36 protein-coding genes are annotated in these 24,360 nt (G+C 34.3%); 25 read left to right on the top strand and 11 right to left on the bottom strand.

The annotated features are described in order from the left end of the window. Nucleotides 1-485 (top strand): hypothetical protein (locus ACP5S8_RS01055; protein ID WP_461875355.1); only part of this gene is annotated, 485 nt, incomplete at its 5' end. Nucleotides 486-545: 60 nt separating this feature from the next. Here the strand turns inward: ACP5S8_RS01055 and argS are convergent. The 5 genes from argS to asd are packed head-to-tail and all read right to left on the bottom strand — an operon-like array spanning nt 546 to nt 4,831. Next, complete coding sequence (gene argS / locus ACP5S8_RS01050; protein ID WP_461875354.1) at nt 546-2,156, bottom strand: arginine--tRNA ligase; 1,611 nt, start codon at nt 2,154-2,156, stop codon at nt 546-548. Nucleotides 2,157-2,166: 10 nt separating this feature from the next. Then, nucleotides 2,167-2,583, bottom strand: a complete 417-nt coding sequence (locus ACP5S8_RS01045) for a hypothetical protein (protein WP_461870275.1) — start codon at nt 2,581-2,583, stop codon at nt 2,167-2,169. Continuing rightward, entirely contained in the window at nt 2,580-3,506 is a 927-nt protein-coding gene (locus ACP5S8_RS01040) for a YbgA family protein (protein ID WP_461875353.1), read from the bottom strand. Before ACP5S8_RS01040 ends, ACP5S8_RS01045 begins: the two co-directional genes overlap by 4 nt. Next, complete coding sequence (locus tag ACP5S8_RS01035; protein WP_461870273.1) at nt 3,484-3,834, bottom strand: nicotinate phosphoribosyltransferase; 351 nt, start codon at nt 3,832-3,834, stop codon at nt 3,484-3,486. Before ACP5S8_RS01035 ends, ACP5S8_RS01040 begins: the two co-directional genes overlap by 23 nt. After that, entirely contained in the window at nt 3,821-4,831 is a 1,011-nt protein-coding gene (asd, locus tag ACP5S8_RS01030; RefSeq protein ID WP_461875352.1) for an aspartate-semialdehyde dehydrogenase, read from the bottom strand. The genes ACP5S8_RS01035 and asd overlap by 14 nt, the downstream gene beginning before the upstream one ends. A 63-nt stretch (nt 4,832-4,894) precedes the next feature. Between asd and ACP5S8_RS01025 the strand changes: the two genes are divergently transcribed. The 8 genes from ACP5S8_RS01025 (at nt 4,895) to ACP5S8_RS00990 (ending at nt 9,000) form a co-directional block, all read left to right on the top strand. Next, nucleotides 4,895-5,107 carry a hypothetical protein gene (locus ACP5S8_RS01025; protein ID WP_461871394.1) on the top strand — a complete coding sequence of 71 codons (213 nt, stop codon included), beginning with the start codon at nt 4,895-4,897 and terminating at the stop codon, nt 5,105-5,107. After that, complete coding sequence (gene thpR, locus ACP5S8_RS01020; RefSeq protein ID WP_461870270.1) at nt 5,104-5,673, top strand: RNA 2',3'-cyclic phosphodiesterase; 570 nt, start codon at nt 5,104-5,106, stop codon at nt 5,671-5,673. Before ACP5S8_RS01025 ends, thpR begins: the two co-directional genes overlap by 4 nt. Then, nucleotides 5,670-6,680, top strand: coding sequence for a phosphoribosylformylglycinamidine cyclo-ligase (gene purM / locus ACP5S8_RS01015; protein ID WP_461875351.1), 1,011 nt, complete (start codon nt 5,670-5,672; stop codon nt 6,678-6,680). The genes thpR and purM overlap by 4 nt, the downstream gene beginning before the upstream one ends. A gap of 80 nt (nt 6,681-6,760) precedes the next feature. Next, nucleotides 6,761-7,225 carry an iron-sulfur cluster assembly scaffold protein gene (locus ACP5S8_RS01010; RefSeq protein ID WP_015419014.1) on the top strand — a complete coding sequence of 155 codons (465 nt, stop codon included), beginning with the start codon at nt 6,761-6,763 and terminating at the stop codon, nt 7,223-7,225. A 1-nt stretch (nt 7,226) separates the two neighbouring features. Beyond that, entirely contained in the window at nt 7,227-8,264 is a 1,038-nt protein-coding gene (locus ACP5S8_RS01005) for a hypothetical protein (RefSeq protein ID WP_461875350.1), read from the top strand. Then, entirely contained in the window at nt 8,254-8,499 is a 246-nt protein-coding gene (locus tag ACP5S8_RS01000; RefSeq protein ID WP_461875349.1) for a sulfurtransferase TusA family protein, read from the top strand. Before ACP5S8_RS01005 ends, ACP5S8_RS01000 begins: the two co-directional genes overlap by 11 nt. Before the next feature lie 9 nt (nt 8,500-8,508). Further along, nucleotides 8,509-8,736 (top strand): hypothetical protein, encoded by a 228-nt coding sequence (locus ACP5S8_RS00995; protein ID WP_461870266.1) that lies wholly within the window; start codon nt 8,509-8,511, stop codon nt 8,734-8,736. A 12-nt stretch (nt 8,737-8,748) separates the two neighbouring features. Then, a complete protein-coding gene (locus ACP5S8_RS00990) occupies nt 8,749-9,000 on the top strand; it encodes a NifU family protein (RefSeq protein WP_461870265.1) in 252 nt (83 codons plus the stop codon). On the opposite strand, the gene ACP5S8_RS00985 is transcribed toward ACP5S8_RS00990, so the two are convergent. Genes ACP5S8_RS00985 through ACP5S8_RS00975 form a run of 3 tightly spaced genes read right to left on the bottom strand, consistent with a single transcriptional unit; the run spans nt 8,997 to nt 10,652 of the window. Further along, nucleotides 8,997-9,818: an energy transducer TonB gene (locus ACP5S8_RS00985; protein WP_461875348.1), complete on the bottom strand. Its 822-nt coding sequence runs from the start codon at nt 9,816-9,818 to the stop codon at nt 8,997-8,999. The two genes, ACP5S8_RS00990 and ACP5S8_RS00985, sit on opposite strands and share 4 nt — an antisense overlap. Further along, nucleotides 9,815-10,210: an ExbD/TolR family protein gene (locus ACP5S8_RS00980; RefSeq protein ID WP_461870295.1), complete on the bottom strand. Its 396-nt coding sequence runs from the start codon at nt 10,208-10,210 to the stop codon at nt 9,815-9,817. Before ACP5S8_RS00980 ends, ACP5S8_RS00985 begins: the two co-directional genes overlap by 4 nt. After that, nucleotides 10,197-10,652, bottom strand: a complete 456-nt coding sequence (locus ACP5S8_RS00975) for a MotA/TolQ/ExbB proton channel family protein (protein ID WP_459894311.1) — start codon at nt 10,650-10,652, stop codon at nt 10,197-10,199. Before ACP5S8_RS00975 ends, ACP5S8_RS00980 begins: the two co-directional genes overlap by 14 nt. A gap of 46 nt (nt 10,653-10,698) precedes the next feature. Between ACP5S8_RS00975 and ACP5S8_RS00970 the strand changes: the two genes are divergently transcribed. The 16 genes from ACP5S8_RS00970 (at nt 10,699) to ACP5S8_RS00895 (ending at nt 22,296) form a co-directional block, all read left to right on the top strand. Further along, nucleotides 10,699-10,941, top strand: a complete 243-nt coding sequence (locus tag ACP5S8_RS00970; RefSeq protein ID WP_461871402.1) for an NIL domain-containing protein — start codon at nt 10,699-10,701, stop codon at nt 10,939-10,941. 19 nt (nt 10,942-10,960) lie between these two features. Further along, entirely contained in the window at nt 10,961-11,464 is a 504-nt protein-coding gene (gene lptC / locus ACP5S8_RS00965) for an LPS export ABC transporter periplasmic protein LptC (protein ID WP_461875347.1), read from the top strand. Next, a complete protein-coding gene (gene lptA / locus ACP5S8_RS00960; RefSeq protein WP_461871063.1) occupies nt 11,454-11,963 on the top strand; it encodes a lipopolysaccharide transport periplasmic protein LptA in 510 nt (169 codons plus the stop codon). The genes lptC and lptA overlap by 11 nt, the downstream gene beginning before the upstream one ends. Continuing rightward, a complete protein-coding gene (uppP, locus tag ACP5S8_RS00955) occupies nt 11,960-12,730 on the top strand; it encodes an undecaprenyl-diphosphatase UppP (protein WP_461871064.1) in 771 nt (256 codons plus the stop codon). Before lptA ends, uppP begins: the two co-directional genes overlap by 4 nt. An 89-nt stretch (nt 12,731-12,819) precedes the next feature. Beyond that, nucleotides 12,820-13,044, top strand: a complete 225-nt coding sequence (locus tag ACP5S8_RS00950) for a chemotaxis protein CheB (protein WP_461875356.1) — start codon at nt 12,820-12,822, stop codon at nt 13,042-13,044. Between the two features lie 40 nt (nt 13,045-13,084). Beyond that, nucleotides 13,085-14,278 (top strand): putative DNA modification/repair radical SAM protein, encoded by a 1,194-nt coding sequence (locus ACP5S8_RS00945; RefSeq protein WP_461871066.1) that lies wholly within the window; start codon nt 13,085-13,087, stop codon nt 14,276-14,278. After that, nucleotides 14,272-14,970 (top strand): TIGR03915 family putative DNA repair protein, encoded by a 699-nt coding sequence (locus ACP5S8_RS00940; RefSeq protein WP_461875346.1) that lies wholly within the window; start codon nt 14,272-14,274, stop codon nt 14,968-14,970. The genes ACP5S8_RS00945 and ACP5S8_RS00940 overlap by 7 nt, the downstream gene beginning before the upstream one ends. Nucleotides 14,971-15,033: 63 nt before the next feature. Next, nucleotides 15,034-15,813 (top strand): oxygen-binding di-iron domain-containing protein, encoded by a 780-nt coding sequence (locus tag ACP5S8_RS00935; RefSeq protein WP_461875345.1) that lies wholly within the window; start codon nt 15,034-15,036, stop codon nt 15,811-15,813. Between the two features lie 11 nt (nt 15,814-15,824). Further along, complete coding sequence (locus tag ACP5S8_RS00930; protein ID WP_461875344.1) at nt 15,825-16,673, top strand: methyl-accepting chemotaxis protein; 849 nt, start codon at nt 15,825-15,827, stop codon at nt 16,671-16,673. After that, on the top strand, nt 16,670-17,053 hold the full coding sequence (locus ACP5S8_RS00925) for a hotdog domain-containing protein (RefSeq protein ID WP_461870921.1): 384 nt from the start codon (nt 16,670-16,672) through the stop codon (nt 17,051-17,053). The genes ACP5S8_RS00930 and ACP5S8_RS00925 overlap by 4 nt, the downstream gene beginning before the upstream one ends. Nucleotides 17,054-17,102: 49 nt before the next feature. Then, the gene (gene amrS / locus ACP5S8_RS00920) at nt 17,103-18,122 is read left to right on the top strand and encodes an AmmeMemoRadiSam system radical SAM enzyme (protein ID WP_461875343.1); all 1,020 of its coding nucleotides are present in this window, start codon (nt 17,103-17,105) and stop codon (nt 18,120-18,122) included. A 30-nt stretch (nt 18,123-18,152) separates the two neighbouring features. Then, nucleotides 18,153-18,866, top strand: a complete 714-nt coding sequence (locus ACP5S8_RS00915; RefSeq protein ID WP_461870919.1) for a zinc ribbon domain-containing protein — start codon at nt 18,153-18,155, stop codon at nt 18,864-18,866. After that, the gene (locus ACP5S8_RS00910) at nt 18,866-19,528 is read left to right on the top strand and encodes a site-2 protease family protein (RefSeq protein WP_461870918.1); all 663 of its coding nucleotides are present in this window, start codon (nt 18,866-18,868) and stop codon (nt 19,526-19,528) included. The genes ACP5S8_RS00915 and ACP5S8_RS00910 overlap by 1 nt, the downstream gene beginning before the upstream one ends. Further along, nucleotides 19,525-20,700, top strand: coding sequence for a tryptophan--tRNA ligase (trpS, locus tag ACP5S8_RS00905; protein ID WP_461875342.1), 1,176 nt, complete (start codon nt 19,525-19,527; stop codon nt 20,698-20,700). Before ACP5S8_RS00910 ends, trpS begins: the two co-directional genes overlap by 4 nt. Continuing rightward, nucleotides 20,697-21,251 carry a ribosome biogenesis GTP-binding protein YihA/YsxC gene (gene yihA / locus ACP5S8_RS00900; RefSeq protein ID WP_461875341.1) on the top strand — a complete coding sequence of 185 codons (555 nt, stop codon included), beginning with the start codon at nt 20,697-20,699 and terminating at the stop codon, nt 21,249-21,251. The genes trpS and yihA overlap by 4 nt, the downstream gene beginning before the upstream one ends. Continuing rightward, the gene (locus ACP5S8_RS00895; protein ID WP_461875340.1) at nt 21,235-22,296 is read left to right on the top strand and encodes an AI-2E family transporter; all 1,062 of its coding nucleotides are present in this window, start codon (nt 21,235-21,237) and stop codon (nt 22,294-22,296) included. The genes yihA and ACP5S8_RS00895 overlap by 17 nt, the downstream gene beginning before the upstream one ends. Here ACP5S8_RS00895 and ACP5S8_RS00890 read toward each other — a convergent pair. From ACP5S8_RS00890 to ACP5S8_RS00880, 3 genes are read right to left on the bottom strand one after another with little or no spacing between them, the layout of a single operon-like run. After that, nucleotides 22,293-23,456, bottom strand: coding sequence for a sensor histidine kinase (locus tag ACP5S8_RS00890; protein WP_461870914.1), 1,164 nt, complete (start codon nt 23,454-23,456; stop codon nt 22,293-22,295). The two genes, ACP5S8_RS00895 and ACP5S8_RS00890, sit on opposite strands and share 4 nt — an antisense overlap. Further along, complete coding sequence (locus ACP5S8_RS00885; RefSeq protein ID WP_461870913.1) at nt 23,447-24,148, bottom strand: response regulator transcription factor; 702 nt, start codon at nt 24,146-24,148, stop codon at nt 23,447-23,449. Before ACP5S8_RS00885 ends, ACP5S8_RS00890 begins: the two co-directional genes overlap by 10 nt. Beyond that, a complete protein-coding gene (locus ACP5S8_RS00880; RefSeq protein ID WP_461870912.1) occupies nt 24,145-24,336 on the bottom strand; it encodes a YjfB family protein in 192 nt (63 codons plus the stop codon). Before ACP5S8_RS00880 ends, ACP5S8_RS00885 begins: the two co-directional genes overlap by 4 nt. Nucleotides 24,337-24,360: the final 24 nt, after the last annotated feature.

Genomic DNA, 24,360 nt, shown 5'->3' with positions numbered 1-24,360 from the left:
CGGATACTCTTTATGTGGCAAGCACTCAAGATAACGCTATATACGCTTTTCCATGCGCAAGTACTATAAGCAATACAATTGCCCCTATTAAAGTTTATCAAGGCTCACCTTTAGACGCACCGCTTGGTCTTACTATGAATCCTATAAACGGTGACCTCATTACAGTAAATCAGTTAAACAACAACATGGTAGAGATAGCTCCAAATATGCAAAGCTTAAGCCAATGTCAAGAGACTTTCTCTCCTCAAGTAGTAGATGTGAGACAAGTGGATTCTGTACCAGTTAATCCAAACGCTGGTACTGGTTCTGCGTTGTTTGGGGTTTTAGCTACCACTTATAACGGAAGTTTGGTAGTATATTATACAGATTCCAATTACAATACATTAAACGTGCTATGCACGCCTGGATACTGTCCTCCGTCAAATACTCAATCTGTAGCTATGTGTACACCAGCTACTGGCATATCTCAACCGTTCTCTCCATGATTTATATTTTTAAGAGGCTAAAGGGCCTTACGCCCTTTAGGCCATGACAAACTTGTGGTTTTACATAACCTCTGGCGCTTTTATGTTTAAAATATCAAATATAATATCAAATATCTTTTGTGTGGCGTAAACTAAGGATATGCGTTTTTTTGTAGTATTCTCATCTTGAGTTATAACCTTATGCGTATTGTAAAATTTGTGGAAGCTTTTTGCTATATCAAGAGATAGTTTCACTACAAGGCTTGGGTCTTTTTTTACAATTCCATCAAAAAGCATATCTTTTGAAGAAAGTATTCTTTTTATAAGATCAATTTCCTCATCTTCGTAAGTGTAGTTATCTTTGTAAAAGCCAAATAAAAACGGTTCTTTTAACTGCCTTTTTATACCCATCGTTCTTGCGTAGGCATATTGCACGTAAAATACTGGATTTTCTGAGTTTTGAGCTTTTACCAAGTTTATATCTATGTCAAGAGGGGTATCAGCTTTTTTTGTCAAAAACATAAATCTTAGATTATCAGCACCGAGATCTTCTATTACTTCTTCTAGCTTTATCATCTCTCCCGTTCTTTTCGACATTTTTACCTCTTGTCCATCTTTAAAAAGTCTTACAATTTGAAAAAGCTCTACACTAAGCCAATCTGATGGTATACCCAATACTTCTAAAGCGGATTTTAGCCTTGGTATATAACCGTGATGATCGGCTCCCCACAGGTCTATAGCTTTTTTGTAGCCTCTTTCGTATTTGTTTAGATGATAAGCTATGTCAGATGCAAAGTATGTGTAAGAACCGTCGCTTTTTCTTAGGACTCTGTCTTTGTCTTCGTCTTTTGACTTAAACCAAATAGCACCTTCTTTTTCTTCTATAGCGTTTTTTTCTTCTAAAAGCTTTAAAACTCTTTCAACATCATCTTTTAAAGTCCTTTCGCTAAAATATGTATCAAACTCTATATTTAGAAGTTTTAAAGTGTTTGTAATATCTTCCATCATTTTTGAAATGGCAAAATCTTTTAACTCTTCAAAGTTTATATTTTCTTTTGAAGGATGGTCTTTTAAAAATTCCTCTGCCAAATCTTTTACATAATCTCCCTTGTATCCGTCTTTCGGAAATGGATATTTATCTTTATCTATATAATGGAGTATACTTTTTGTAAGTAAGTTTACTTGGTTGCCAGCATCGTTTATATAGTATTCTCTGTCTACTTTTATATCAAAAAATCTAAAAAGCCTATAAAGTACATCACCTATAACAGCCCCTCTTCCGTGTCCAAGATGTAGTGGGCCTGTGGGGTTTGCGCTTACGTACTCTAAGTTTATCTTATCCTCTTTTTTTATACCAAAAGCCTCAAAAATAGCCTCATCTTTAAGATAATCTATAGGATTTTCTAAAAAATCAAACAAAAGCTTTTCATAAAAACTATTAGATAGCTTCATATTTATAAAGCCGTTTAAAGCCTCTACTTTTTCAAAATACGGCATGTTTTTAAGACTATCCGCAATATTATTGGCTATATCTTGAGGTTTTTGTTTTAAAGGTTTTGATAATAAAAAAGCTACGTTTGAAGCAAAATCTCCGAAAGACTCTTCCTTTGGAAGCTGTATCTGAGGATTTATGTCAATATTGTATATTTTTTTAATAGATTCTTTTACTATATTTTTGATAACTTCTTTCATATAATTCTCCTTAAGAAGGTCTTATGACTGCTAAAAATATTACACAGATACCAGCTATTATTAAAAACGGCGAAACGATTTTTATAAACTTTCCATAAGCTTTTATGTCGTTTTTAACGTGTATAAAATATACATTTAGAGCTTCCATTGGTAAGAAAAACCCAAATACGATAGGAAGCTTCATCATAAGCCAAGGTATAGGCTTAAACCCAAGCATAGAGTACATCCCTATACCAAAAAATATCACCAAGAAAAAGGCAAAAAGCTCTAAGTTTACAAGCTTTTTATAAAATTTCCACATATAATCGTAATCGCAGTTTATGCCTTTTTCGTAAGCTACGATGGTAAAAAGCCCCAGCGATGAAGAGGCCCCAGCCCACAATATAATAGACATTATGTGAAGAGCTTTTAAAATAAGAAATATCATATCAGCTCCTTTGGAAACGGTTCCAAGTAAGCTTGTTTCAGTATATATTCCTCATCAAACCTTATGGCAAAAGCTTTTAACATATAAAGAGGTACAAACAAATCCACCTTATCTTCTTTAAAAAGCTTCAACACTTCCATAAAATGACGCCTTTCGGCGCTATTTATCTTTCTTGAAAAGTATCCAAAGATATGCTCTAAGACGTTTATATGGCTTATTTTTCTCTTTTTTGAGTTTAGAGCTTTTAAAAAGTGCTTCTTGTAAGTATCTTTTACAACATCAAAATCCTCGTTTCTAGAAGATGCCACAAGCTTACCTAAAAATCTCATAATATTTTGATTGTAATACATCAACGTAAACTTATACCTTGTGTGAAAGTCTATAAGCTCGCTGTAATCTTTCATATTTTTAAAGGTATTTTTCAAATCCGATATGGCAAATATCTTCGTTAAAAAATCATATCTTATATCCTCATCCAAAAGTCTTTTTTCTTCTTCTATGGGATAATCTGGGAAAGCTTCCAAAAGCTCTTTAGCAAAAAAACCAGGTCCTTTGCCTAAACTTTGTCCGTTTTCGTGAAAATATTTTGCGCTGTAAACCCCGCAAGAAGGAGATTTTGATTTTAAAATAGCACCGTCTATATCTAAATCTTTTACAAAGTTTTTGGAAAATTCTATCATCTTTTGACTAAAATCAATTCCTGTAGAAGGCTGTATGAGCCTTAAGTTATCGCCCTTTTTTTGTATTAGGATTGGGTCTCTTGGTACGCCAAGGCCTATGGCTACTTCCGGACATACTTTTATTACATTTACAAAGTTTGATAGGCTTTTAACAAAATCATCACTTATAAAAGCGCCGTTGTATCTACAGGCTTCGAAAAAGCAAGAGCTTACAAGTATATTAGGCTTTACCAACAGCTTCATCCAAAGCGCTTAAAAATATATCTATACGATTTTCTACCTTGTCCTTTTCCTTTTCTTCTTTGAAATGCTCTAAGGCTTTTTGTTTTAAAGCATTTTTGTCTATGGATTTTTTGCCCTTAAGCTCTTCACATAGAAAATCTGATACTGCTAAAAGTTTTTTACAGCGTTTTGTAGCTTTGAATTTGCAGTCTACTATGGTATCGTTTTCTTTTTTTATGAAAAGCTCAAGACGATGGCAACCCTCTTTGCAAAGCCCATACATTAAGCCATCTAAGTTTTCTGAAATCTCGTTTTTAAGCCCTGATTTTAAATATTCATCCACCTTCATTTATAAGCGCCTCCGCTATTTGGATTGCATTCGTTGCAGCACCTTTTCTAATGTTATCTGCCACTACCCACATGCTTATGCCATTGTCAAAGGCTCTATCTTTTCTTATCCTTCCTACAAATACTTCATCTCTACCTTCCACCACTATTGGTATTGGATATACAGAATCATGCGGCTCATCCATAAGTATAACGCTTGGGGCTTTTCTTAAAAGCTCTCTTACTTTTTGAAGATCAACGTCTTTTTTTAACTCTAAACTTATTGCTTCGGAATGTCCATAAAAAACAGGCACCCTAACGGTAGTGGCTGATACCCTTATGTCGTTATCGTGAAGCATTTTTCTTGTTTCGTTTAGCATCTTGGTTTCTTCTTTGGTATAACCATCCTCTAAAAACACATCTATTTGAGGTATCACGTTAAAAGCTATACGTTTTGGTAATACGTGGTTTGGTTCTATCCTTTTCTTTTGGCACCAGTTTTCCGTTTGGGTTTTTAGCTCTTCTATAGCTTTAGCCCCAGCACCCGATACCGCTTGGTAGGTAGATACTATAATCTTCGATATACCAAACTCATCGTATATAGGCTTTATAGCTACAAGCATTTGAATAGTAGAACAGTTTGGATTTGCTATGATGCCTTTATGTTTTTTTATATCTTCTTTGTTTACCTCTGGGACTATCAAAGGGACATTATCATCCATTCTCCAAGCAGAGGAGTTGTCTATCACCACAGCTCCATCTTGAGCAAACTTAGGAGCCCATTCTTTGCTAACCGAAGACCCAGCCGAGAAAAGTGCTATATCTATACCCTTAAAAGATGTCTGTTTTTCAAGAGCCTCCACTTTATATTCATGGCCTTTAAAATTCATTGTTTTGCCTTCTGATTTTGAAGATGCAAAAAGCCTAAGCTCTTTCACAGGGAAGTTCCTTTCTTCCAAAACTTTTAAAAACGCTCTTCCTACTTCGCCAGTAGCTCCTACGATCGCAACATTTACCATATAGATAAGTATTATAATAAATTAAAAGCCATTCTGCAACGAATTTTCTGTATAATATACTATATGGAAACTAAAGATGTGTTGAAGTATCTTTGGAAAGGCTTCTCCTACATTATTGTAGCTTACGGATACTATCTTTTTTACGTATTTTGCCTAGACACATTTTATAGGTTTTACAGCTACACAAAATCTCAGTACTTCGCTATGTTTGTAACCATCATAGCCATAAGCATAGGTTTTGGTATTTGGTTTTTAGGAAAAAAGAAAGAACAATGAGATTTTTTGTGGGAATCTTTACCACCAAAAAACTAGAAGAGCATGTAAATAGGCTAAAAAACGAAATTTCCGACGCAATATTGGGTAAATGGGTAGAACCTCAGAATTTACACATCACCTTGCAATTTATAGGTAACGTTGAAGAGTCAAAAAGGGTTAATCTTCTTTACAACCTTGAAGAAATATCAAAAACCTTCTCACCTTTTACAGTAGCCTATACTGGTGTTGGAGCTTTTCCCAATACGAGCAAACCACGTATTTTGTGGATAGGTATATCAAAAGGAGCAAACAGTTTAAAGATATTGGCAAACAAGATAATAAAAGCCAACGCTAAAAGCGGCATAGAACCAGAATCAAAACCTTTTTACCCTCATGTAAGCATATGTAGAATTCACGAGATTACCTCAAACAAAATATACCCATTTATGAGAAAACACAAAGACATCTTCTTTTTGGAAGAAGATATTACAAAAATAGCCCTCGTTAAAAGCTCGCTTACAAGCGTAGGACCTATATATACAATAGTTGAAGAATTTTATTTGAAAGGGAGCGATGTCAAAGCATGAGCACTTACAAAGAAGCAGGCGTAGATATAGAAAAGGCAGACCGTTTTGTAAGCTTTTTAAAAGATAGATTAAAAAATCTCAATAAAAACCTAAAACAAGCGCTTCCTTTTGGTGCTTTTGCGGCGGGTTTTTTGGTAGAAGATTGCGATTTGGTGATTACATCCACCACTGATGGAGTTGGCACAAAGCTAAAAATAGCTCAAAGCGTGAACGTACACAACACCGTAGGTATAGACTTGGTAGCAATGAACGTAAACGATATAATAACCACTGGCTCAACACCAAAAGCATTTTTAGATTATATAGCCATAGGTAAGATTGAAGAAAATCTCATAAATCCCATAATAGAAGGCATTATAACAGGGTGTGAGGAAGCCAATACACCCCTAGTAGGAGGAGAAACCGCGGAAATGCCTTCTTTTTACAAAGAAGGTGAATACGACTTAGCTGGTTTTTGTATAGGCATCTGCAAGAAAGATGAAATTGTTACAGGACAAGATATAAAAGAAGGTGATGTCGTAGTTGCTATACCGTCCTCTGGATTTCACAGCAACGGTTTTTCCCTTATAAGATATGTATTAGAAAAGCATAATATTAAATACGAGGATTATATAAAAGAGTTTGGAAAAGAACTTTGGGAGATACTGTTAACGCCCACAAGAATATACGTAAAAGATGTTTTGGAGCTTAAAAGCAAAATAAAGATAAAAGGCATGGCTCACATAACGGGGGGCGGAATACCCGGAAACCTAACAAGGATTATACCAGATGGTTTAAAAGCAGTGATATCAGCTTATCCGATACCAGATTTATTTTTATGGTTTCAAAAGCTTGGAAACATAACCAAAGAAGAAATGTACAAAACTTTTAACATGGGAATAGGGTTTATGATTGTTGTTGAAGAAAAAGATAGAGACGTTGCCCTAAAAACTATAAAAGATGCCTTCGTTGTAGGGCATATAGAACAATCAAAAGATAGCAGTAAGATTGTTTTAAATGACGTATAGTCATAAAAATTGAGTATAGTCATAACTATTTCAAAATTTGCTTATAGATTAATATTATCAACTTAAAGGAGGTTGCATTTATGTTTGAATATAGTGATATAGTTTTAGATCACTTCCTTAACCCAAGGAACGTCGGGGTTTTGGAAGATGCCAACGGCGTAGGCCAATGCGGTAATCCAGCTTGTGGAGACGCTATGCTTTTTACCATAAAAGTAAATCCTCAAAATGACGTCATAGAAGACGTAAGATTTAAGACATTTGGATGCGGTTCTGCTATAGCCGTTTCTTCTATGCTCACAGAAATGATAAAGGGAAAAGATATAAACTACGCTTTAAATCTCACTTACAAAGATATATTTGACCAGCTTGGCGGGTTACCACCACAAAAGATACACTGCACAAACCTAGGCCTTGAAACGCTTCATGTAGCTATAAGAGATTATCTTACAAAACAAGGAAGGCTGGAAGAAGCAAACGCTATACCAACATGCTTTGAAGAATCTGAGGAAGAAGAAAGTCAAGAGTTTGGTTTCTTAACCACATAAAATGAGCCATAAACCAAAAGCGCTTGTCCTATTTTCTGGTGGGCTGGATAGCCAGCTCGCCGCTGTGAATATTAGCAAAGTTCAGGGTATAGAAGTAAAGCTTATACACTTTTATACTGGTTTTTGCATAACAGAACACAAAAGAAGGTTGGGCATTCCAAACAAAGACGGCAAAATACCACAAAATCCCGCATTAAAAGCGGCTGCAAACCTAGAATTACCCATAGAAATAATAGATATATCAGAAGAGTATATAAATGTAATTTTAAATCCTAAATTTGGTTACGGTAAAAACGTAAACCCTTGTTTGGATTGTAGAATTTTCATGCTTTTAAAATTAAAAGAAATAATGGAAAAAGAAAATTACGATTTTATAGTCACCGGCGAAGTACTAGGACAAAGACCTATGTCACAAACAAAAAGCAAACTTCTTATAGTAGAAAAAGAAACGGGTCTTAAAGGTTTTATAGTGAGGCCTTTATCCGCCAAGCTTTTACCAGAAACTATACCAGAGCAAAAAGGCATTATAAAAAGAGAACTCATGTGGGATATATCAGGACGCTCAAGAACAAAGCAAATAAATCTGGCAAAAATCTACGACATAGATTACGAGCAACCATCCGGAGGATGTTGTTATCTTACAGATGAGCACTTTGCCGTGAAGTTTAAAGAAGAAATGAGTTTTAAAAAATCTTTAAATTGGGACGATTTAAGTCTTATGACAGTGGGAAGACATCTAAGATTGCCAAATGGTACTAAAATGATAATTTCAAGAAACGAAGGTGAGACAAAGTTTTTAAGCGGTTTTAAAAATAGGTTTGATTACGCTTACGTAGAAAATAAAGCTATCGCTATATTGAAAGACCTAAGCAAAGAAGATATAGATTATATAGCAAGCATAATGGCAAGATACTGCGGCAACAAACCTACATATGTAAATATATCAATAGATAAAAATATGATAAAAAAAATTGCAGAGCCTTTAGAAGATGATATAATAAATTCCTTCAAGGTAGGAGTAGAAAGCCATGTTATATGACATTAAGGCAGATATAGAGCACAACGTGTGCGGTACTTATTGTCCAATACCTATATCAGAGCTAAGCAATCAAATAAAACAGATGCAGATAGGCCAAATAATTGAGCTTATAGCAGATGACCCTGGTGTAGTAGAAGATGTGCCAGCGTGGTGCAAAGCTACTGGACAAGAGTTTTTAGGAATTTATGAAGAAGACGGTGAGTTTCACGCTTTTGTTAAAAAAGTTAAAGACTGAGGAGGTCCTATGAACAACGTAAGGTTAAGTATGGATATGGTTTTGATGGAGCTGTTCGAAGTAGTGCCTGAAAGCAGAAACTTACTGATGGATTACGGCCTTAAAAAGCTCATAGAAGAGGATGTTTTAGATGTATTGGGAGATAAGCTTTCGGTTAATGGTCTTTTTAGAATATCAAGGGTGCCAGAAGAGGAAAAATACGAAGTCTGGAACAAGATAGTTTCTTTAGCTTCTTAAAGGGGTGTGTTTATGGAAGACAAGCTTAAAGAAGTAGAAAGAATTTTACAAATGATAAGACCAGCCTTAGATGCCCATCACGGCAATTTAAAATTGGTGGATGTGAAAGACAACGTAGTTTATCTTCAGTTTGAAGGTGGATGCTCTGATTGTCCTGTGGTTGATATGTCGGTAAAAAACGTTATAGATACATCCATCAAGGGCAATCTTAGATGGGTTAAAAAGGTAGAAATTTTATACCCTAAAATCAATATAAACCATTAATAATAGCCGTTTATTAAGAAATATACAGGTAAATTAATTGTTATCTTTTTTGGTGGTTTTCTAAAAGGTGAAAGTTCGTATATAATTTTTGGTGCGCTTTCATCTAAAATTTTGTAACCGCTCGATTGCACAACTTTCAAAGAAGACTTATCTATTGTTCCATTTTTGTTTATAGTGACCCGTACCACCACTTCGCCCTTTATACCAAGCCTTTTAGCCTCTTTAGGATATAAATCTCTTTCCCTAGCCTGTTTATTAAGATATCTAATAAGCCAGTTAAGATATTGATAAACGCTTTCTTCTTTCTTTACAAATTGTTTTATGTTTAAATTTAGATTTGCCTTTGCGTTGTAGTGTTTTTGCCCTTCTTTCGCTACGGGAGTAGAAGGTAAAGATGCTTTTGTGTTTGGTTTGGAAGGTGGTGCCGGTGAAGAAGCTGTTGGCTTTGATTCGTTGTGTGGTTTGTAACTACTTTTGGGTAAAGAGTTTAAAATATGAGAAGGAAGCGCTTCGTACTTTTGATTAGAGGGTCTATTAACATGGTTATGAGTTGACGGTTTTATTGATGGTTTTGAAACGCGATGAGGCTTTGAAGGTTTTTTTTGTAAAGGAGCTGGTGGCATAGGTATAGCAGGTGGGACTATGGCTTTGTTTGGCACACCTTTTTGCACCATAGTTATCTCTATCGGTTTATTTTTCTTTGGTTTTTTGGTTTTTAAGTGTATAAATGCTATTAAAAGCCAAATATGTAAAAGCAAAGATGCCAAAATACCTAAAATAAAATACTCTTTTTGGCGATTTTTAAGACGTGGTGTCATTCTTTTTTGGTTTCTATCATGTACTTATTTATACCAAGCTCTCTGCAAGCATCTATTACGCTTACCACATTTTGAAAAGGTGTGTCTTTGGAAGCCTGCAACACTATGGTAGAATCTTTATTTGCTACCTTTGATAAAGCGCTTTCTAAATTACCGCTTACAACCTGATTGTTTATCAGTAAGGTACCGTCTTTTTTTATAGCCACCACCACAGGTTTTGTAGATACGGCGGTTCTTTCTGAAGTTTTAGCTTTTGGAAGATTTACAGGAATCTTTCCTTCCACCATAAAAGTAGCAGTAGCCATAAATATTATAAGTATTACAAGCACAATATCCACAAAGGGGGTCATGTTTATTTCAGATATTTCTTTATCTTGGTCAAATTCTTTCATGGATTTTTCCTTTGCTTTCATGTAGTAAAAGTAGATACTTCATCTTTCTTACAAAGTAGTTGTAAGCGATAACCGACGGAATTGCCACAAAAAGCCCCATTGCAGTGGACACCAAAGCCTGAGAAATACCTTCCATCACCACTTTTACGCCAAATTGAGAAGAATTTCCTAAGTCGTTAAAAGCTTTTATAACCCCTAACACTGTGCCAAAAAGCCCTATAAAAGGAGCGTTGTTGCCAAATGTTGCCAATATTCCAAGCCTTTTGTCAAGAGCTATTCTAAGTTCTAACTCTTTGAAAAGCTCAAGCCTCTTGCTTATGTACCTGTAAGTTAAAAACCTCTCTATCATAACGGCTACAGAGAAGATGCTCATAACTATGAGAAGATACAGCACCGGGTCCCCACCTATTAGAGCTAATTTTAGTAAAAACTTTGTAATCATAGCATTATTATAAATTAAAATAGCTTTTTCATGTTATAATATCTATATGAATTTTGTAAGATTAAGGCTGATATACCCAGAAAGCGTAGCCAAAGAGCCTATTATATGCAACATATGTAAAAACTTTAACATCATAGTAAACATAAAAATGGCGAAGGTTACCCAAGATAGCGCTATCTTAAACATAGAAATAGATGGAGAAATAGAAGAAATAGAAAAAGCTATGAAGTTTATGCAGGAAAAAGGTATAGACGTCCAGCCCATAGAAGGACAAATATTCACAGAGTAATCTCTGATATAATTATTTTGTGCAACTTATAATATCTTTAATTGTTGTTTTATTTTTAAGTATAGGGGCTTTTTTTATATACGAAAAAGAACACACAAACAATCATTTTACAAATTCTCCACAGGTGTTAAAAGAAATAGATATTCACATATACTCAAGTAAGCAAAACCAATGGGACATTAAGGGCGATTTGCTGATGGTAAAAGGACAAAACATAACGTTAAAAAACATAAAAGCTACAGACTATCCTTATACGATTACAGCAAAAGAAGGAGTTATAAACAAAGTATCTGGCGTTGGATATCTAAAAAAAGATGTAGTATTTTCAAAATCAGACAAAACCACTCAAGACAAAATATATACCCAATACACAAACATAGATTTGAAAAATTCACACTTTTGGGCTAACAACGAAATAATAATCTCAGAAGACAAGTTTGTTTCTTATGGAAAGTCTTTTGATATAAATTTAAAGCCATCGCTTCATATTGTGGTTTATAATATTAAAAGCTATGAAAAATAAAGCATATAAAAAAGTAGTTTTTTTGATGTTGAGTTTTATGTTGTCGTTTTTGGCTTTTAGCAAAGTAGAAAAACCAGCACAAAACACACCAGCAAAAAATACATCAAACAACAAACCCATATACATAGAAGCAAACAAAATGGATTACAACAACAATGTAATCACGTACACGGGCAACGTAGTAGCCACAAGGGGAGATGGAAAACTAACTTGTCAAGAGTTAAAGATATTTTTAGACAAAAACAAAAAAATAGAAAAAATAATAGCTAAAGGCAACCCTGTTTACACCGAACCTAACAAACTTATAAAAGGTAATATTATAGAATACGATGCTCCGCAAGATGAGATTATAGTAACTGGAAACGCCTATTTGGAAAACAAAGGCAACGTAGTGCAAGGGGATAAAGTTATATACTATAAAAAATTGGATAAAGCTATAGTAACTGGTAAAAGAGTACAATCTATATTTATACCAAACAACAAAGGAGCAAAACCTTGAGCATAATACACGCTATTATCCTTGGTATCGTAGAAGGGGCTTTGGAATTTTTACCGGTATCGGCTGCTGGTCATCTTACGCTTGTGGGAAAACTTCTTGGTATAAACACCGAAAACCCTGCTTTTAAAATATATGAAATATTCATGCAGATAGGAGCGGTAATAGCCGTCATAATACTTTATTCAAAAAGACTTATAGTAGATAAAGAAATATGGCTTAAGATAATAGCTGGGTTTGTACCAACAGGTGCCATAGGGTTTTTATTTTACAAACCGATAAAACATTATCTTCTTGGCAACCCGTTGATTACCGCAAGCATGGTGTTTATTGGCGGTATTATCATTGTAATAGTAGAATCTTTATCTAAAAAGCCAAAGATAACAAGTTTAAAAGACGTTACAATAAAAGATGCTATAACTGTAGGCTTTATTCAGTCTCTTGCTTTGATACCGGGTGTTTCTCGTTCTGGGGCTACTATAATAGGCGCTATGCTTATAGGCTTTGAGAGAAAAACCGCCGCAGATTTTTCTTTTTTGATAGCAATACCAACGATCCTTAGCGCTGGGTTCTATTCACTTCTTAAAGACCATAGCCAAATCCATCACCAAGATATATTGCCAATGGGCGTTAGCTTTATAACAGCCCTTATATTTGCAATTGTTTCTGTAAAAACCTTCTTAAACTTCATATCTTTCAACAATCTTAAAATTTTTGGATATTATAGAATAATAACTGGGTTAGTTTACTTGATATATCTTTTGAGGTGATTGACATGGCAAACGTACTCATAGTGGATGATTCGTTTTTTATAAGGGCAGCGATATGAAGATATTAGAATACTCTGTATTTGTAGAAAATATTTAATAAAAACACCTGCGGTATAGTAATGACCGGCATGGGTGATGATGGGTCTAAAGGTATAATAGATGTTAAGAAAAACGGCGGTATTACGGTGGCAGAAGACCCGAAGACGGCTATTTTATGGGCTATGCCAGAAAATGCCATAAAAACCGGTTGTGTAGATTTTGTGCTTAAAAAAGATGAGATTCCAAACTTTCTTCTTAAAATAGCAAAACAATAATCATTTTAAAAGCCTATACTACAACATATATTATGTAAGTATGGATGTTGAACAAAAACTAAAGATTTTAGCCGACGGGGCTAAATACGACGTATCTTGTGCAAGCTCTGGCGGGGTTAGAGAAACTATAGATGGTGGTATAGGAAACTCCTATGCTCCGGGAGTATGCCATACTTTTACATCGGATGGCAGATGTGTATCGCTTCTTAAAGTGCTTTTCACAAATGTATGTATATTTGACTGTGAATACTGCATAAATAGAGCGTCCAACAACATAAAAAGAGCGTCTTTTACGCCGAGAGAACTTGCCGATATCACTATAAATTTTTACAAAAGAAACTATATAGAAGGTTTATTTTTAAGCTCTGGTATAGCAAAATCACCAGACCACACAATGGAACTTATGTTAAAAACCGTAAAAATCTTAAGAGAAGAACATAAGTTTAACGGATATATCCATCTAAAACTTATACCCGGGGCTTCCAAAGAACTCATAGAAGAAGCCTCTAAACTAGCCGATAGGGTTAGCTCAAACATAGAGCTTCCCACAGAAAAAAGTTTAAAGCTTTTAGCACCAGAAAAAAACAAAGACAACGTCTTAAAACCTCTGATGTTTGTAAAAAATCTAAGAGATAACAGCGAAAAGCCAATAGCAAGCACTTCAACACAGCTTATAGTAGGAGCCACCAATGAACCAGATTATCAAATTTTGAGACTTGCCTCTTATTTTTACGAAAAGAAGATACTAAAAAGAATGTATTACTCAGCATATATACCTGTTCCAAATACAAAGCATATAAAAGTAGACAAAACACCCCTTTTAAGAGAGCATAGACTTTATCAGGCGGATTGGCTTCTTAGATTTTACGATTTTAAGTATGAAGAGATTGTTGAAAAGGACTCAAACTTGGATTTGGAACTAGACCCCAAAACCGCCTATGCACTTAAAAACATACATCTATACCCAATAGATGTAAACAAAGCCTCTTACGAAGAGCTTATAAGAGTACCAGGCATTGGTAGAAAAAACGCTATGAAAATAATACAAGCAAGAGCTTTTAAAACCTTGGACCATATGGACCTTATAAAGCTTGGAATATCCGTTAAAAAGGCAAAACACTTTATAGTAGCAAAAAAATACTTAGGTTATAGCCTATCTCCAGATTATATAAGAAAAGCTATTCTAAAAGAAAGTTCCCAAAAATCTTCTTACACTCAACTAAAACTATGGTAAACGTAATCTTTGAAGATAGCTTTGAAGGATTTTTAAGCGCTTTGTTTTACGCTTTTAACAACAATATAAAAAATCCCATCTTCTTAAAAACCAAAAAACCATCTCTTTTCGAAACTGTAAAAGTAGAATTAGAAGATGACGCATTAAAAAAAATCAAACAACTTTTAGACGAGGAAACAATAGAGCTTTTTTACGATTGTTTTTGTTTTGATAATGAAAAAGCGTTTTCTGACATATACAAGAGCTTTTTGTTCTACTTAGAGCACAAACACCTAAAGGATGTAAATCAAGATTTCATAAGAAACCTAATTTATTACAGAAAATCGGTAAACAGAGAAAGGCACAAGTACATAGGATTTTTAAGATTTCATCAGGTAGACAATATTTTATATGCAAGGTTTGAACCAAAGCACTTTGTGTTAGACTATTTAGGCGAGTTTTTCAAAAGAAGATACCAAGAGGAGAGTTTTGTAATACACGATGTAAAAAGGAAAAAAGCAGCCGTTTACCATAAAAAACATCTTAGTATAGAAGCTTTTGATAAAGATGTAAGCGTAGAAAAAGATGCATACCAAAAACTATGGAAGACGTTTTTTGAAGCGGTGACAATAAGAGAAAGGACAAACAAAAAATTACAAAATCAATATGCTCCAAAGCATTTTAGAAAATATATGATTGAATTTGATAACTAATCATTGACTTTTGCCGTATGATATATTACAATAAACGAGAATTATACATTCTAGGAGGTTAAAATGCTTACAAATGAACATGTATCCATAGTGGATGGAGCGGTTTTGTATGACGATGGTGATCACAAGTTTATATGGCTTGGATGGGAAGAAGAAGAAGAAGAAGGGTTTGTTCAGGTAAATCAATACATTATAATAAACAGAGGAAAAGGATTTTTGCTTGACCCAGGAGGTGTATACGTATTTCCAAGGGTTATATCAAATGTATCCACATATATAGATATAGAAAATATACAAATGATATTTTATTCACATCAAGACCCTGATGTGTCTTCTGGTATAGCTCTTTGGCTCGCCAACACACCAGCAGAAGTTTACATATCAAACCTATGGACAAGGTTTGTGCCTCACTTTGGTGTTACAGATATAAGGAGGATAAAGGGTATACCAGATAGAGGTGCGACATACACTTTGCCTTCTGGTGATATTTTAGAGTTTATACCAGCTCACTATCTTCACAGCGTTGGACAATTTAACGTTTACGACAGAAGGTCTAAAATACTTTTCTCTGGAGATATAGGAGCAGCAGTATTTCCAAGGGGCGAGAGAAAAGTCTTTGTAGAAGATTTCCAAAGGCATGTTCCCTTAATGGAAGGATTTCACAAGCGTTATATGAATGGAAACGTAGCTTGCAGAAAATGGGTCAACGAGGTAAAGAAAAGAGATATAGATATGATAGCGCCTCAGCATGGATCCATATTTAAAAGAGAAGACGCCAACAAATTTTTAGATTGGCTTTCATCCTTAAGATGTGGACTTGATATAATAAACGAGATATATTGATGGAGGGTGTTATGAATATCATCTTCGATAAAAACAAGGCTTTAAAGAAAACAATAAACAACATATCTAAAAAGATTTATAAAAACATATTAATGGAATCTTTTGTAAAAAACACAAAAAAAATTGTAGAAGAACGTGTAAAAGACAGTGAAGAAAAATCGATAGGTATTAAAAATGCTATAGAAGAACTTAGCCAAACTATCCAAAGTATGAGCCAAAACGCCCAAGACGTAACGCTTTCTATGGAGTTATTAGTAAATAAATCTATGTCTTTAGGAGAGGAGATAGATAACAAAAAAGAAAATGCAATGTCTTATACAAAAGAAGTAAAAGATATAGCAAAAGAGGCCGAAAACCTAGCAAAATTTTCTGAGCAAATAGTAAAAGTCACAAGAAATATAAACTCTATAGCAGAACAAACCACCATCTTAGCTTTGAATGCCTCTATAGAAGCAGCTAGGGCTGGAGAAGCTGGGAGAGGATTTTCTGTGGTAGCCGATGAAGTGAGAAAACTAGCTAAAAAAACAGAAGAATTTTCAAAAGATATAAACTCTACTACAATTATGTTAAAAAACGCTATAATAGAGTTATCCAACAAAATATACAACTTAGAAAACATATTTAACAATTTAGTAGAGTATTTCGAAGATATAAAAAATGCATCAGGGCAAAATATAGACTACGCAGAGAACACAAAAGCGTTGATGAGCTCAATAGCCAATGCTCTAGAAGAGCAAAGCGCTGTATCTAGCACCATCTTGCAATCGGTGGAGCAGTTAAAGGATAGCATATCCAAAATATATACTATATTTAGCAATATCATACAATCTCAGGACAACTTAGATAAATTAATAAAATGATGATTAACACACATTTAAAGATTAATCAAGGTCTTTGCGGTACCCCCGTTGAGCTTGGCGAAGGTTACGCTATAGTGAGCTTAGAAACCAAAGAAAACATGACAGCAGATGAAAAAGGGCTAATACACGGTGGGTTTATCTTTGGGTTGGCAGATTACGCTTCTATGCTTGCAGTGAATCATCCAAACGTTGTATTGGCAAAAGCAGAGGTAAAATTTTTAAAACCTGTGAAATTAGGAGATATTATGATATCTCATGCCAAAATCCAAAAAATAGACAATCACAAATACACCGTGGAAGCTTACGTAAACGTTGGAGATACAAAGGTTTTTGAAGGCGTTTTTCTTTGTGTTGTAACTCCTAAGCATGTTTTAGAATAAACCTACAATTATCATTGATAAAAGATAAAAACTGCTGTAAATTATAAAAATGTTTATAGAAGCCTCATATTGGAAAACTACAGAAGACAACAAGGTCATATGTGAACTTTGCCCTGACTATTGCAAACTAAGAGAAGGTCAAATAGGCGTTTGTGGAGTAAGGATAAATCAGAATGGAAAACTTTTAAGCGCTACTTATGGATCTTTGGCATCTATAGCGTTGGACCCGGTCGAGAAAAAACCGTTGTTTCACTTTTTACCAGGTCATAAAACCCTAACTATAGCAACACCAGGATGCAATCTACACTGTCTTGGTTGTCAAAATTACGAGATATCTCAGGTAAAAATAGACGAGTCTAACAAATCTTTCTTTGAAAATTCCTATATATCTCCAGAGCAAATAGTGCAAAGAGCCGTAGAAACAGGTTCTAAGAGTATATCTTACTCATATTCTGACCCTATCATATTTTACGAGTATATGTTTGATATAGCAAAATTAGCCAAGGAAAAAGGCTTAAAAAACATCATGGTAACCGCTGGATACATCACAGAAGAACCTGCTTTAAAGCTTATGGATGTTATAGATGCTTTTAGCATAGATTTGAAATTTTTCTCAGAAAAAGCCTATGCAAAATATTCTAAAGGGAAGCTTGAACCTATTTTAAACTTCATAAAACTATGTTTAAAGCACGAGAAATGGATTGAGCTTACTACCCTTTTGGTGCCAAGATATCTTGATGAAGAACAGCTAAAGCTAATAGCTAAGTTTATAAGCAAAGAGCTTGGCCCTCATATACCTTGGCATATATCAAGGTTTTTCCCATACTACAAAGCCTTAGACCTATATCCTACACCAGAGTCTATGATAAAAACAGCATACGAGATTGGAAAAGAAGAAGGTCTATACTACGTATATACCGGCAACGTAAAATCAGAACATGAACATACCATATGCCCAAACTGCAACAACATAGTTATAGAAAGAGATAGATTTTTTGTCAAAAGCGTAAAACTAGAAAAAGGAAAATGTAGTTTTTGCGGCTATAAAATAGAAGGCGTATTTGAATAATCTTATCTGATATAATATTAGTTTGCACATATGGATAAAGATGGTTTAATGAGTCTTATTTTATTACAGGAAAAAGAAGAGAGGCTTTTTAGGCTTTTAAAAGAAAAAGAAAAAATTTTAAGAGAAATACAACACTTTGAGCAAGAGCTTAACAACATATTAAAAGCGATAGATAATATAAATCAAGAAAAAGAAAATACCAAAAAACTGATAGAAAAACTGCTAAAAACTATAGAAAACTACGAAAAAAACCTCAAAAAGATAACAGAATCTCTAAAAACTATCAAAAGCAAAGAGTTGTATAAAAATGTGTTGAGAGAAAAATCAAAAACAGAGAACTCTATCATAAATACAAAAAACCAATTAAAACAAGCCTATACACAACTTAATCATATAGAAAACTCTAACGAGCTAAAGGATTTGCTTTCAAAACAAAAATATATGCAAGAGGAGATAAAAAACTTAAAAGAAGATTTAGAAAGCATAGAGCAATCCATAATAAAAGCAGAAAAAGATATAAAAGATTACAAAAATACTTTAGATAAAAGCCTTATAGATTTTTACGAAGATGTCAAGAAAAGGGTGAAGCCAGTTTTCGTGCCAACTGATATGAAAGCTTGCTCTTATTGTGGGACTATATTGCCAATAGACCTTTACAACCGGCTAATCCAAAACAACATACCTAGCTTCATGTGTCCTAACTGTCAGCGTATCATATATAAACAATCTGATATAATAAAGTAATGAACTTTGAACAAATAGTAGTTACTATACCAGCTTTAATGATGGCCGTAATATTTCATGAAATAGCTCACGGCTTAGCCGCTTATGCGATGGGAGATAAAACCGCAAAAGAAGCCGGAAGGCTGACAATAAACCCTATACCTCATATAGATTTGCTTGGTACCATCATATTGCCTGGTATTCTGATGCTTGTGGGCTCTCCTATACTTTTTGGATGGGCAAAACCAGTGCCTATAAACCCATACAGGTTTAGAGATTTAAGAATGGGCATGCTTCTTGTATCATCGGCTGGGGCTTTGGCAAACATAGCAATGGCAATTTTAGGTGCTGTTTCTTTTAGGCTTTTAGAAGGTACTATAGCATCTGATATAAACCCTATTTTTTTCGCGAGCGTTGTAGACCCTCTTTTATGGTTTTCTAGAGAGCTTGTTATAATAAATCTGGTGTTGGCGTTTTTTAACCTTATACCGATACCGCCTTTGGACGGAAGCCGTATTGTTATGAGTTTCTTTTCTGTAAAGTATTGGGAAGAATTTTACAAGTTTGAACCTTATGGATTTCTAATACTTACCGTGCTAATTTTTACCGGTGTAATAGGTAAAATCATATATCCGTTTATAGCTATAGCTTATAAAATACTATTGGGTGGATTCGGCATATGAGAGTAGTAAGCGGCATGAGACCTACCGGAAAACTTCATATAGGACATTTTTTTGGAGCTGTTAAAAACTGGGTAGACTTACAAAAAGAACATGAAACTTTATTTTTTGTAGCAGATTGGCATGCTCTTACCACTTCCTATAAAGATATATCAAAAATAAAAGAAAATACGCTTGAAATGGTGGCAGATTGGATTGCGATGGGCCTTGATCCAAACAAATCCACATTGTTTGTCCAATCAAAGGTTAAATATCATGCAGAGCTAAACCTCATACTTAGTATGATAGTGCCAAAAAGCTGGTTAGAACTAAACCCCACCTACAAAGACACCAAATACAATCTCTTGAAAATAAACCATGTAGAAAAAGAATACTCTGAAAAATTAGTACCTCTTGTAGATACTATTGTTAATCAAGCCCCTGCAACTATAGAAGACGAAGCGATGTTTAAAAAAGTTTTGTTGGATGGGCTAACGGATATTTTTATAAAGCTCTTAATAGAAGGAGCAATAGACAAAGAAAAGCTTGGGGAGTTAAACATATCAAAAAGAGATTTTTATGAGACAGATACTTTTGGATTTTTTGGATATCCGGTTTTGATGGCTTCAGATATTCTTATTTACAACGCTGACGGGGTCCCGGTAGGAGAAGACCAGCTTCCCCACATAGAGATAACAAGGGAGATAGCCAGAAGGTTTAACTATCTTTACAAAGAATTCTTCAAAGAACCAAAAGCCATACTTACAGAAACACCAAAGCTTCTTGGCACAGACGGACGCAAGATGAGCAAATCTTACAACAACACAATTATGATAGATGAAACAGAAGAAGAAACCACATCAAAGATTATGAAAATGTTTACAGACCCAGAAAAACTTAGAAAAAACGACCCTGGTCATCCTGAAAAATGCAACGTATTTAGCTATCACAAGATTTTTACAAACTTAGCTGAAACATCAAACATAGAACTTGATTGTAAAAGCGGTAAACTTGGCTGCGTAGAATGTAAGAAGATGCTTGCCAAAAACCTAAACAACTTTTTAGCACCTATAAGAGAAAAAAGAAAAGACATAGATAAAGATATGGTAAAAAATATATTAGAAGAGGGCAACAAAAAAGCAAACCACATAGCAAAGTCAAATATGGACACCATAAACGACATTTTAGGTCTATGAAGTTTAAAGGCTCCTACGTAAAAGATTTTCCAGAAGATAAACCTTACATATTGCTAACCGGACGCTCAAACGTAGGCAAATCGTCTTTGATAAATGCCATTGCCAATACTAAAATAGCAAGGGTTAGTAAAGACCCAGGACTTACGGCTACGTTAAACTTTTATGTAGAAGAAAGCATTTATATAGTAGATACACCCGGTTATGGCTACGCCAAAAGATCAAAAGAAGAAAGAAACAAATGGGCAAAGATAATAAACGATTTTATAGAATATTACAACGAAAATATAATATGCGTTTTTGCTTTGATAGACTCTGTAGTAGGCCCTACGGAACTTGATGCTATACTTATTGATTATCTTGATAGTAAAAGCCTAAACACAATTTTAGTTTTAACAAAAATAGATAAAGCCACTCAAAAAGAACTTAGCAATACGCTAAACAGTTTAAAAGCTTTTGGTAAAGATATCATACAAACTTCTTCAAAAGACGGCATAGGTATAAAACAGCTAAAAGCCATCATAAAAGAACTAAGTCATGTTAAAAAAAGATAAGACGATAAACATAGGTTTTACAGTATTTTTAATAATACTTATAATCCTTGCAATTTATACGATAGCCCCCTTTTTTACACCTATCGTTTGGTCTATGATTGCTATAATAGTGTTTTATCCGCTTCATAAAAAACTTTCTAATATACTAAAATCTGAAAACTTAAGCTCTTTAATTATTACAATCCTTATTTTACTTATAGTGGTGATACCGTTTTCCGTATTTGGAGTACTTATAATAGAACAAGGCATTTACCTTGTACAAAACGCTAGCGCCTTTATAATGAGTCTTGACCAACAAAAAGTATATCTAATATCAAAAAAATTACCAATCATTGGCAAACATATTACTTACTACAAATTTTTAAGATTTTTACATCTTAACGCTCCCACTATAAACCAAGCTGCCAACTCAACACTTGCTTACGCTGCCTCTTTTCTAGGTGACCAGCTCAAAAACATGGTACTTTTTTTAGGTAGTTTTATGCTAAAAGCCCTTATATTCTTAATGTCAACATTTTTTATGCTAAGGGATTGGGATAAGTTTATAGATTTTGTGAAAGACGTAATCCCAATGAACACAAAAGATTTTGATACAATACTAAAAACTGTATACTCCACAGTGCTTAGCGTAGTATATGGCTTTGTTGGTACTGCGCTGATACAGGCTATATTTGGATTTTTTATGTATTATTACTTTACGCCAAACTATGCTCTTGTGCTTGCTTTTGCAACGTTCATGTCTTCTTTTATCCCACCTCTTGGCACAGCTTTGGTATGGGTGCCGTACGGATTTTACGTAGCCTATCAAAATAGCCTTTTAGCGTCGTTGGGTGCCTTTTCATACTCGTTTTTGTTTATAATAGGCTCTGATAACTTTGTAAGGCCTCTTCTTATGAAAAAAGCCATTCACATACCATATATACTGTTGTCTTTATCTGTATTGGGCGGGCTGTTTAGTATGGGGTTCTTGGGTATGTTTTTGGGTCCTATTGTATTTACTACTCTTATTACAGCTTTTAACATATATAAAGAAAAATTTTCCTAAAACGGTATATAAACTGTTATAGTGGTGCCTTTGTTTTCTTCAGATTCAATGTGCAGCTTACCTTTTAATATACCAATTGACTTTGACACTATAAAAAGCCCAAGACCAAAACCAGGTTTATCGGCGTTGGCTCTTTCAAACTCCTTAGTAATCGTAGAAAGCTTTTCTTTTGGTATACCAACACCGGTATCTTCTACCCTAATAATTATATTTTTATTATCAGATGCAACCACTATCTTTATATAACCTTCGTTTGTATATTTTACGGCATTTTCCAATAAATTAGACACGATAGCCTCATAAAGCTCCCAAGAAGATGTAATCTCTATGGGTTCTATGTTAAGCTCTATTCTCAATCCCTTTTCCTCTATAATAGGCTCAAGTTCTTTCAGTGCTTTCATTACAACATCTTCCAACATAAACGTTTGCTTGCTCAACATAGAATACTCATCCGCTTTTGCTATGAAAACAACTTTATTCAATAGGTTGTTTAGTTGTTTTAAAGCTCTCGATATCCTTTCTATATAAGCCTTATCAGGATTCATTTCCAGCAAAGAAAGATTTGTAGATATTATGGTGAGTGGTGTTTTTACCTCATGAGAAAAATTAAGCGCCATAGTGTATATCCTCTCCATAAAACTTATAAAGCTGTTTGTTATGGCTTTTGCTATAAAAAAACCTGTAAAAGCTATTATCACAGAAAGTATCACTAAAGCCAATATAAAACTGCTCAACAGTTTCCTTTTTATAGATTCAAACTTTGTCATGTTTCTTGCTACTATCACAGTAAGATGATTAGGTAGCAAAGCCCTGATATACATAATCTTTTTACCGTTTATATACCCAAGATGAAAACCGGGTTTAAATTTTGAAAACCTAAAACTAGGAAAGTTCTTTGATACGCTTATTATATTACCGCTTTTATCTAACACCGCTATAGATTCATCGCTAAAAGTGAGCCATTTCGTGTTTTCAGTGATATTTTGAGAGCTTATATATCGCAGTTCTTGTCTCAAATCAGAGGCTACAAAGTTATCTACCAATATGCTAAAAGCCAGATACGACGATATAGAAAATATAAAAACTATGGCAAAAATAACCAAACTATATACTACTGTAAGATAGGCAAGGGTATTTTCTTTTTTCTCTTCTAATCCCAATCTGTTTCTTCTGTTTTACCGGAGCTATCTTTGGGTTCTATAGAATATCCTATGCCGTAAACAGTCCTTATCTGACATCCGGAGCCGTCGATAAGCCTTCTGATTGTTCTAATATGAGATCTCAAAGAAAAAGAAGATGGCTCTTCATCTATTCCCCAAGCGTAGCTAAGAAGCTGTTCCACCGTTACAACTCTTCCAACGTTAGAAATAAGTTTTTCTAATATCAAAAATTGTTTTTTAGTAGCTGGTATTACCTTACCATCTATCTGAATTGTAAAATTAGAAGTATCAAGCACAAGTTTATTGCAGATCAATTCGGCGCTACCGGTTTGTCTAGTTCTTCTTACAATAGCTTCCATCCTTGCAAGAAGCTCTTTCATATCAAAAGGTTTTGTAAGATAATCATCGGCTCCTATGTTGAAGGCGGTTAGCTTATCGTTTATACCATCTTTTGCCGTAAGTACCAAAAACGGTGTTTTTAAATTCTCTTCTCTAGCATTTTTTAAAAGCTCAATACCGTTTTTAGGACCAAGCATCAAGTCCAGTATTACTATATCGTAGGATTTGTCTTTTGTAGCGTATTTGGCGTCTTCAAAGTTTGATACAAAATCTGCAAGCCACCCTTTGCTTCGTATAATATCCTTTATAGAAAGCGCTAGGTCTATATTATCTTCTACTATAAGAACCTTCATGCCTTTATATTTAATTTTTCTCCTGTATTTGGCGGATTGTTGTTCGTATTTGAAACTTCGCCTAATAGCTGTTGCACTACGTTGGATTGGTTATCCAACATAGATTTTAAGCCCCATATTTGTTGCTTGTTTACATTGCTAGCTTGTTGCATATCCGTTGCTATGTTTGCTATATCCATGTAACTCATATTAACACCTCCTATAAAGTAATA

The sequence above is a fragment of the Hydrogenobaculum sp. genome (assembly GCF_049967395.1).
Taxonomy (GTDB): domain Bacteria; phylum Aquificota; class Aquificia; order Aquificales; family Aquificaceae; genus Hydrogenobaculum.
The sequence above is the reverse complement of the archived record's forward strand: the minus strand, read 5'-3'. Positions and strand labels throughout refer to the sequence as shown.

Excerpts from the sequence above, each read along its gene's own strand:
- argS (WP_461875354.1), bottom strand. The coding sequence starts at position 2,156 with ATGAAAGAAGTTATCAAAAATATAGTAAAAGAATCTATTAAAAAAATA.
- ACP5S8_RS01045 (WP_461870275.1), bottom strand. The coding sequence starts at position 2,583 with ATGATATTTCTTATTTTAAAAGCTCTTCACATAATGTCTATTATATTG.
- ACP5S8_RS01040 (WP_461875353.1), bottom strand. The coding sequence starts at position 3,506 with ATGAAGCTGTTGGTAAAGCCTAATATACTTGTAAGCTCTTGCTTTTTC.
- ACP5S8_RS01035 (WP_461870273.1), bottom strand. The coding sequence starts at position 3,834 with ATGAAGGTGGATGAATATTTAAAATCAGGGCTTAAAAACGAGATTTCA.
- asd (WP_461875352.1), bottom strand. The coding sequence starts at position 4,831 with ATGGTAAATGTTGCGATCGTAGGAGCTACTGGCGAAGTAGGAAGAGCG.
- ACP5S8_RS01025 (WP_461871394.1), top strand. The coding sequence starts at position 4,895 with ATGGAAACTAAAGATGTGTTGAAGTATCTTTGGAAAGGCTTCTCCTAC.
- thpR (WP_461870270.1), top strand. The coding sequence starts at position 5,104 with ATGAGATTTTTTGTGGGAATCTTTACCACCAAAAAACTAGAAGAGCAT.
- purM (WP_461875351.1), top strand. The coding sequence starts at position 5,670 with ATGAGCACTTACAAAGAAGCAGGCGTAGATATAGAAAAGGCAGACCGT.
- ACP5S8_RS01010 (WP_015419014.1), top strand. The coding sequence starts at position 6,761 with ATGTTTGAATATAGTGATATAGTTTTAGATCACTTCCTTAACCCAAGG.
- ACP5S8_RS01005 (WP_461875350.1), top strand. The coding sequence starts at position 7,227 with ATGAGCCATAAACCAAAAGCGCTTGTCCTATTTTCTGGTGGGCTGGAT.
- ACP5S8_RS01000 (WP_461875349.1), top strand. The coding sequence starts at position 8,254 with ATGTTATATGACATTAAGGCAGATATAGAGCACAACGTGTGCGGTACT.
- ACP5S8_RS00995 (WP_461870266.1), top strand. The coding sequence starts at position 8,509 with ATGAACAACGTAAGGTTAAGTATGGATATGGTTTTGATGGAGCTGTTC.
- ACP5S8_RS00990 (WP_461870265.1), top strand. The coding sequence starts at position 8,749 with ATGGAAGACAAGCTTAAAGAAGTAGAAAGAATTTTACAAATGATAAGA.
- ACP5S8_RS00985 (WP_461875348.1), bottom strand. The coding sequence starts at position 9,818 with ATGACACCACGTCTTAAAAATCGCCAAAAAGAGTATTTTATTTTAGGT.
- ACP5S8_RS00980 (WP_461870295.1), bottom strand. The coding sequence starts at position 10,210 with ATGAAAGAATTTGACCAAGATAAAGAAATATCTGAAATAAACATGACC.
- ACP5S8_RS00975 (WP_459894311.1), bottom strand. The coding sequence starts at position 10,652 with ATGATTACAAAGTTTTTACTAAAATTAGCTCTAATAGGTGGGGACCCG.
- ACP5S8_RS00970 (WP_461871402.1), top strand. The coding sequence starts at position 10,699 with ATGAATTTTGTAAGATTAAGGCTGATATACCCAGAAAGCGTAGCCAAA.
- lptA (WP_461871063.1), top strand. The coding sequence starts at position 11,454 with ATGAAAAATAAAGCATATAAAAAAGTAGTTTTTTTGATGTTGAGTTTT.
- ACP5S8_RS00945 (WP_461871066.1), top strand. The coding sequence starts at position 13,085 with ATGGATGTTGAACAAAAACTAAAGATTTTAGCCGACGGGGCTAAATAC.
- ACP5S8_RS00940 (WP_461875346.1), top strand. The coding sequence starts at position 14,272 with ATGGTAAACGTAATCTTTGAAGATAGCTTTGAAGGATTTTTAAGCGCT.
- ACP5S8_RS00935 (WP_461875345.1), top strand. The coding sequence starts at position 15,034 with ATGCTTACAAATGAACATGTATCCATAGTGGATGGAGCGGTTTTGTAT.
- ACP5S8_RS00930 (WP_461875344.1), top strand. The coding sequence starts at position 15,825 with ATGAATATCATCTTCGATAAAAACAAGGCTTTAAAGAAAACAATAAAC.
- ACP5S8_RS00925 (WP_461870921.1), top strand. The coding sequence starts at position 16,670 with ATGATGATTAACACACATTTAAAGATTAATCAAGGTCTTTGCGGTACC.
- amrS (WP_461875343.1), top strand. The coding sequence starts at position 17,103 with ATGTTTATAGAAGCCTCATATTGGAAAACTACAGAAGACAACAAGGTC.
- ACP5S8_RS00915 (WP_461870919.1), top strand. The coding sequence starts at position 18,153 with ATGGATAAAGATGGTTTAATGAGTCTTATTTTATTACAGGAAAAAGAA.
- ACP5S8_RS00910 (WP_461870918.1), top strand. The coding sequence starts at position 18,866 with ATGAACTTTGAACAAATAGTAGTTACTATACCAGCTTTAATGATGGCC.
- trpS (WP_461875342.1), top strand. The coding sequence starts at position 19,525 with ATGAGAGTAGTAAGCGGCATGAGACCTACCGGAAAACTTCATATAGGA.
- yihA (WP_461875341.1), top strand. The coding sequence starts at position 20,697 with ATGAAGTTTAAAGGCTCCTACGTAAAAGATTTTCCAGAAGATAAACCT.
- ACP5S8_RS00895 (WP_461875340.1), top strand. The coding sequence starts at position 21,235 with ATGTTAAAAAAAGATAAGACGATAAACATAGGTTTTACAGTATTTTTA.
- ACP5S8_RS00885 (WP_461870913.1), bottom strand. The coding sequence starts at position 24,148 with ATGAAGGTTCTTATAGTAGAAGATAATATAGACCTAGCGCTTTCTATA.
- ACP5S8_RS00880 (WP_461870912.1), bottom strand. The coding sequence starts at position 24,336 with ATGAGTTACATGGATATAGCAAACATAGCAACGGATATGCAACAAGCT.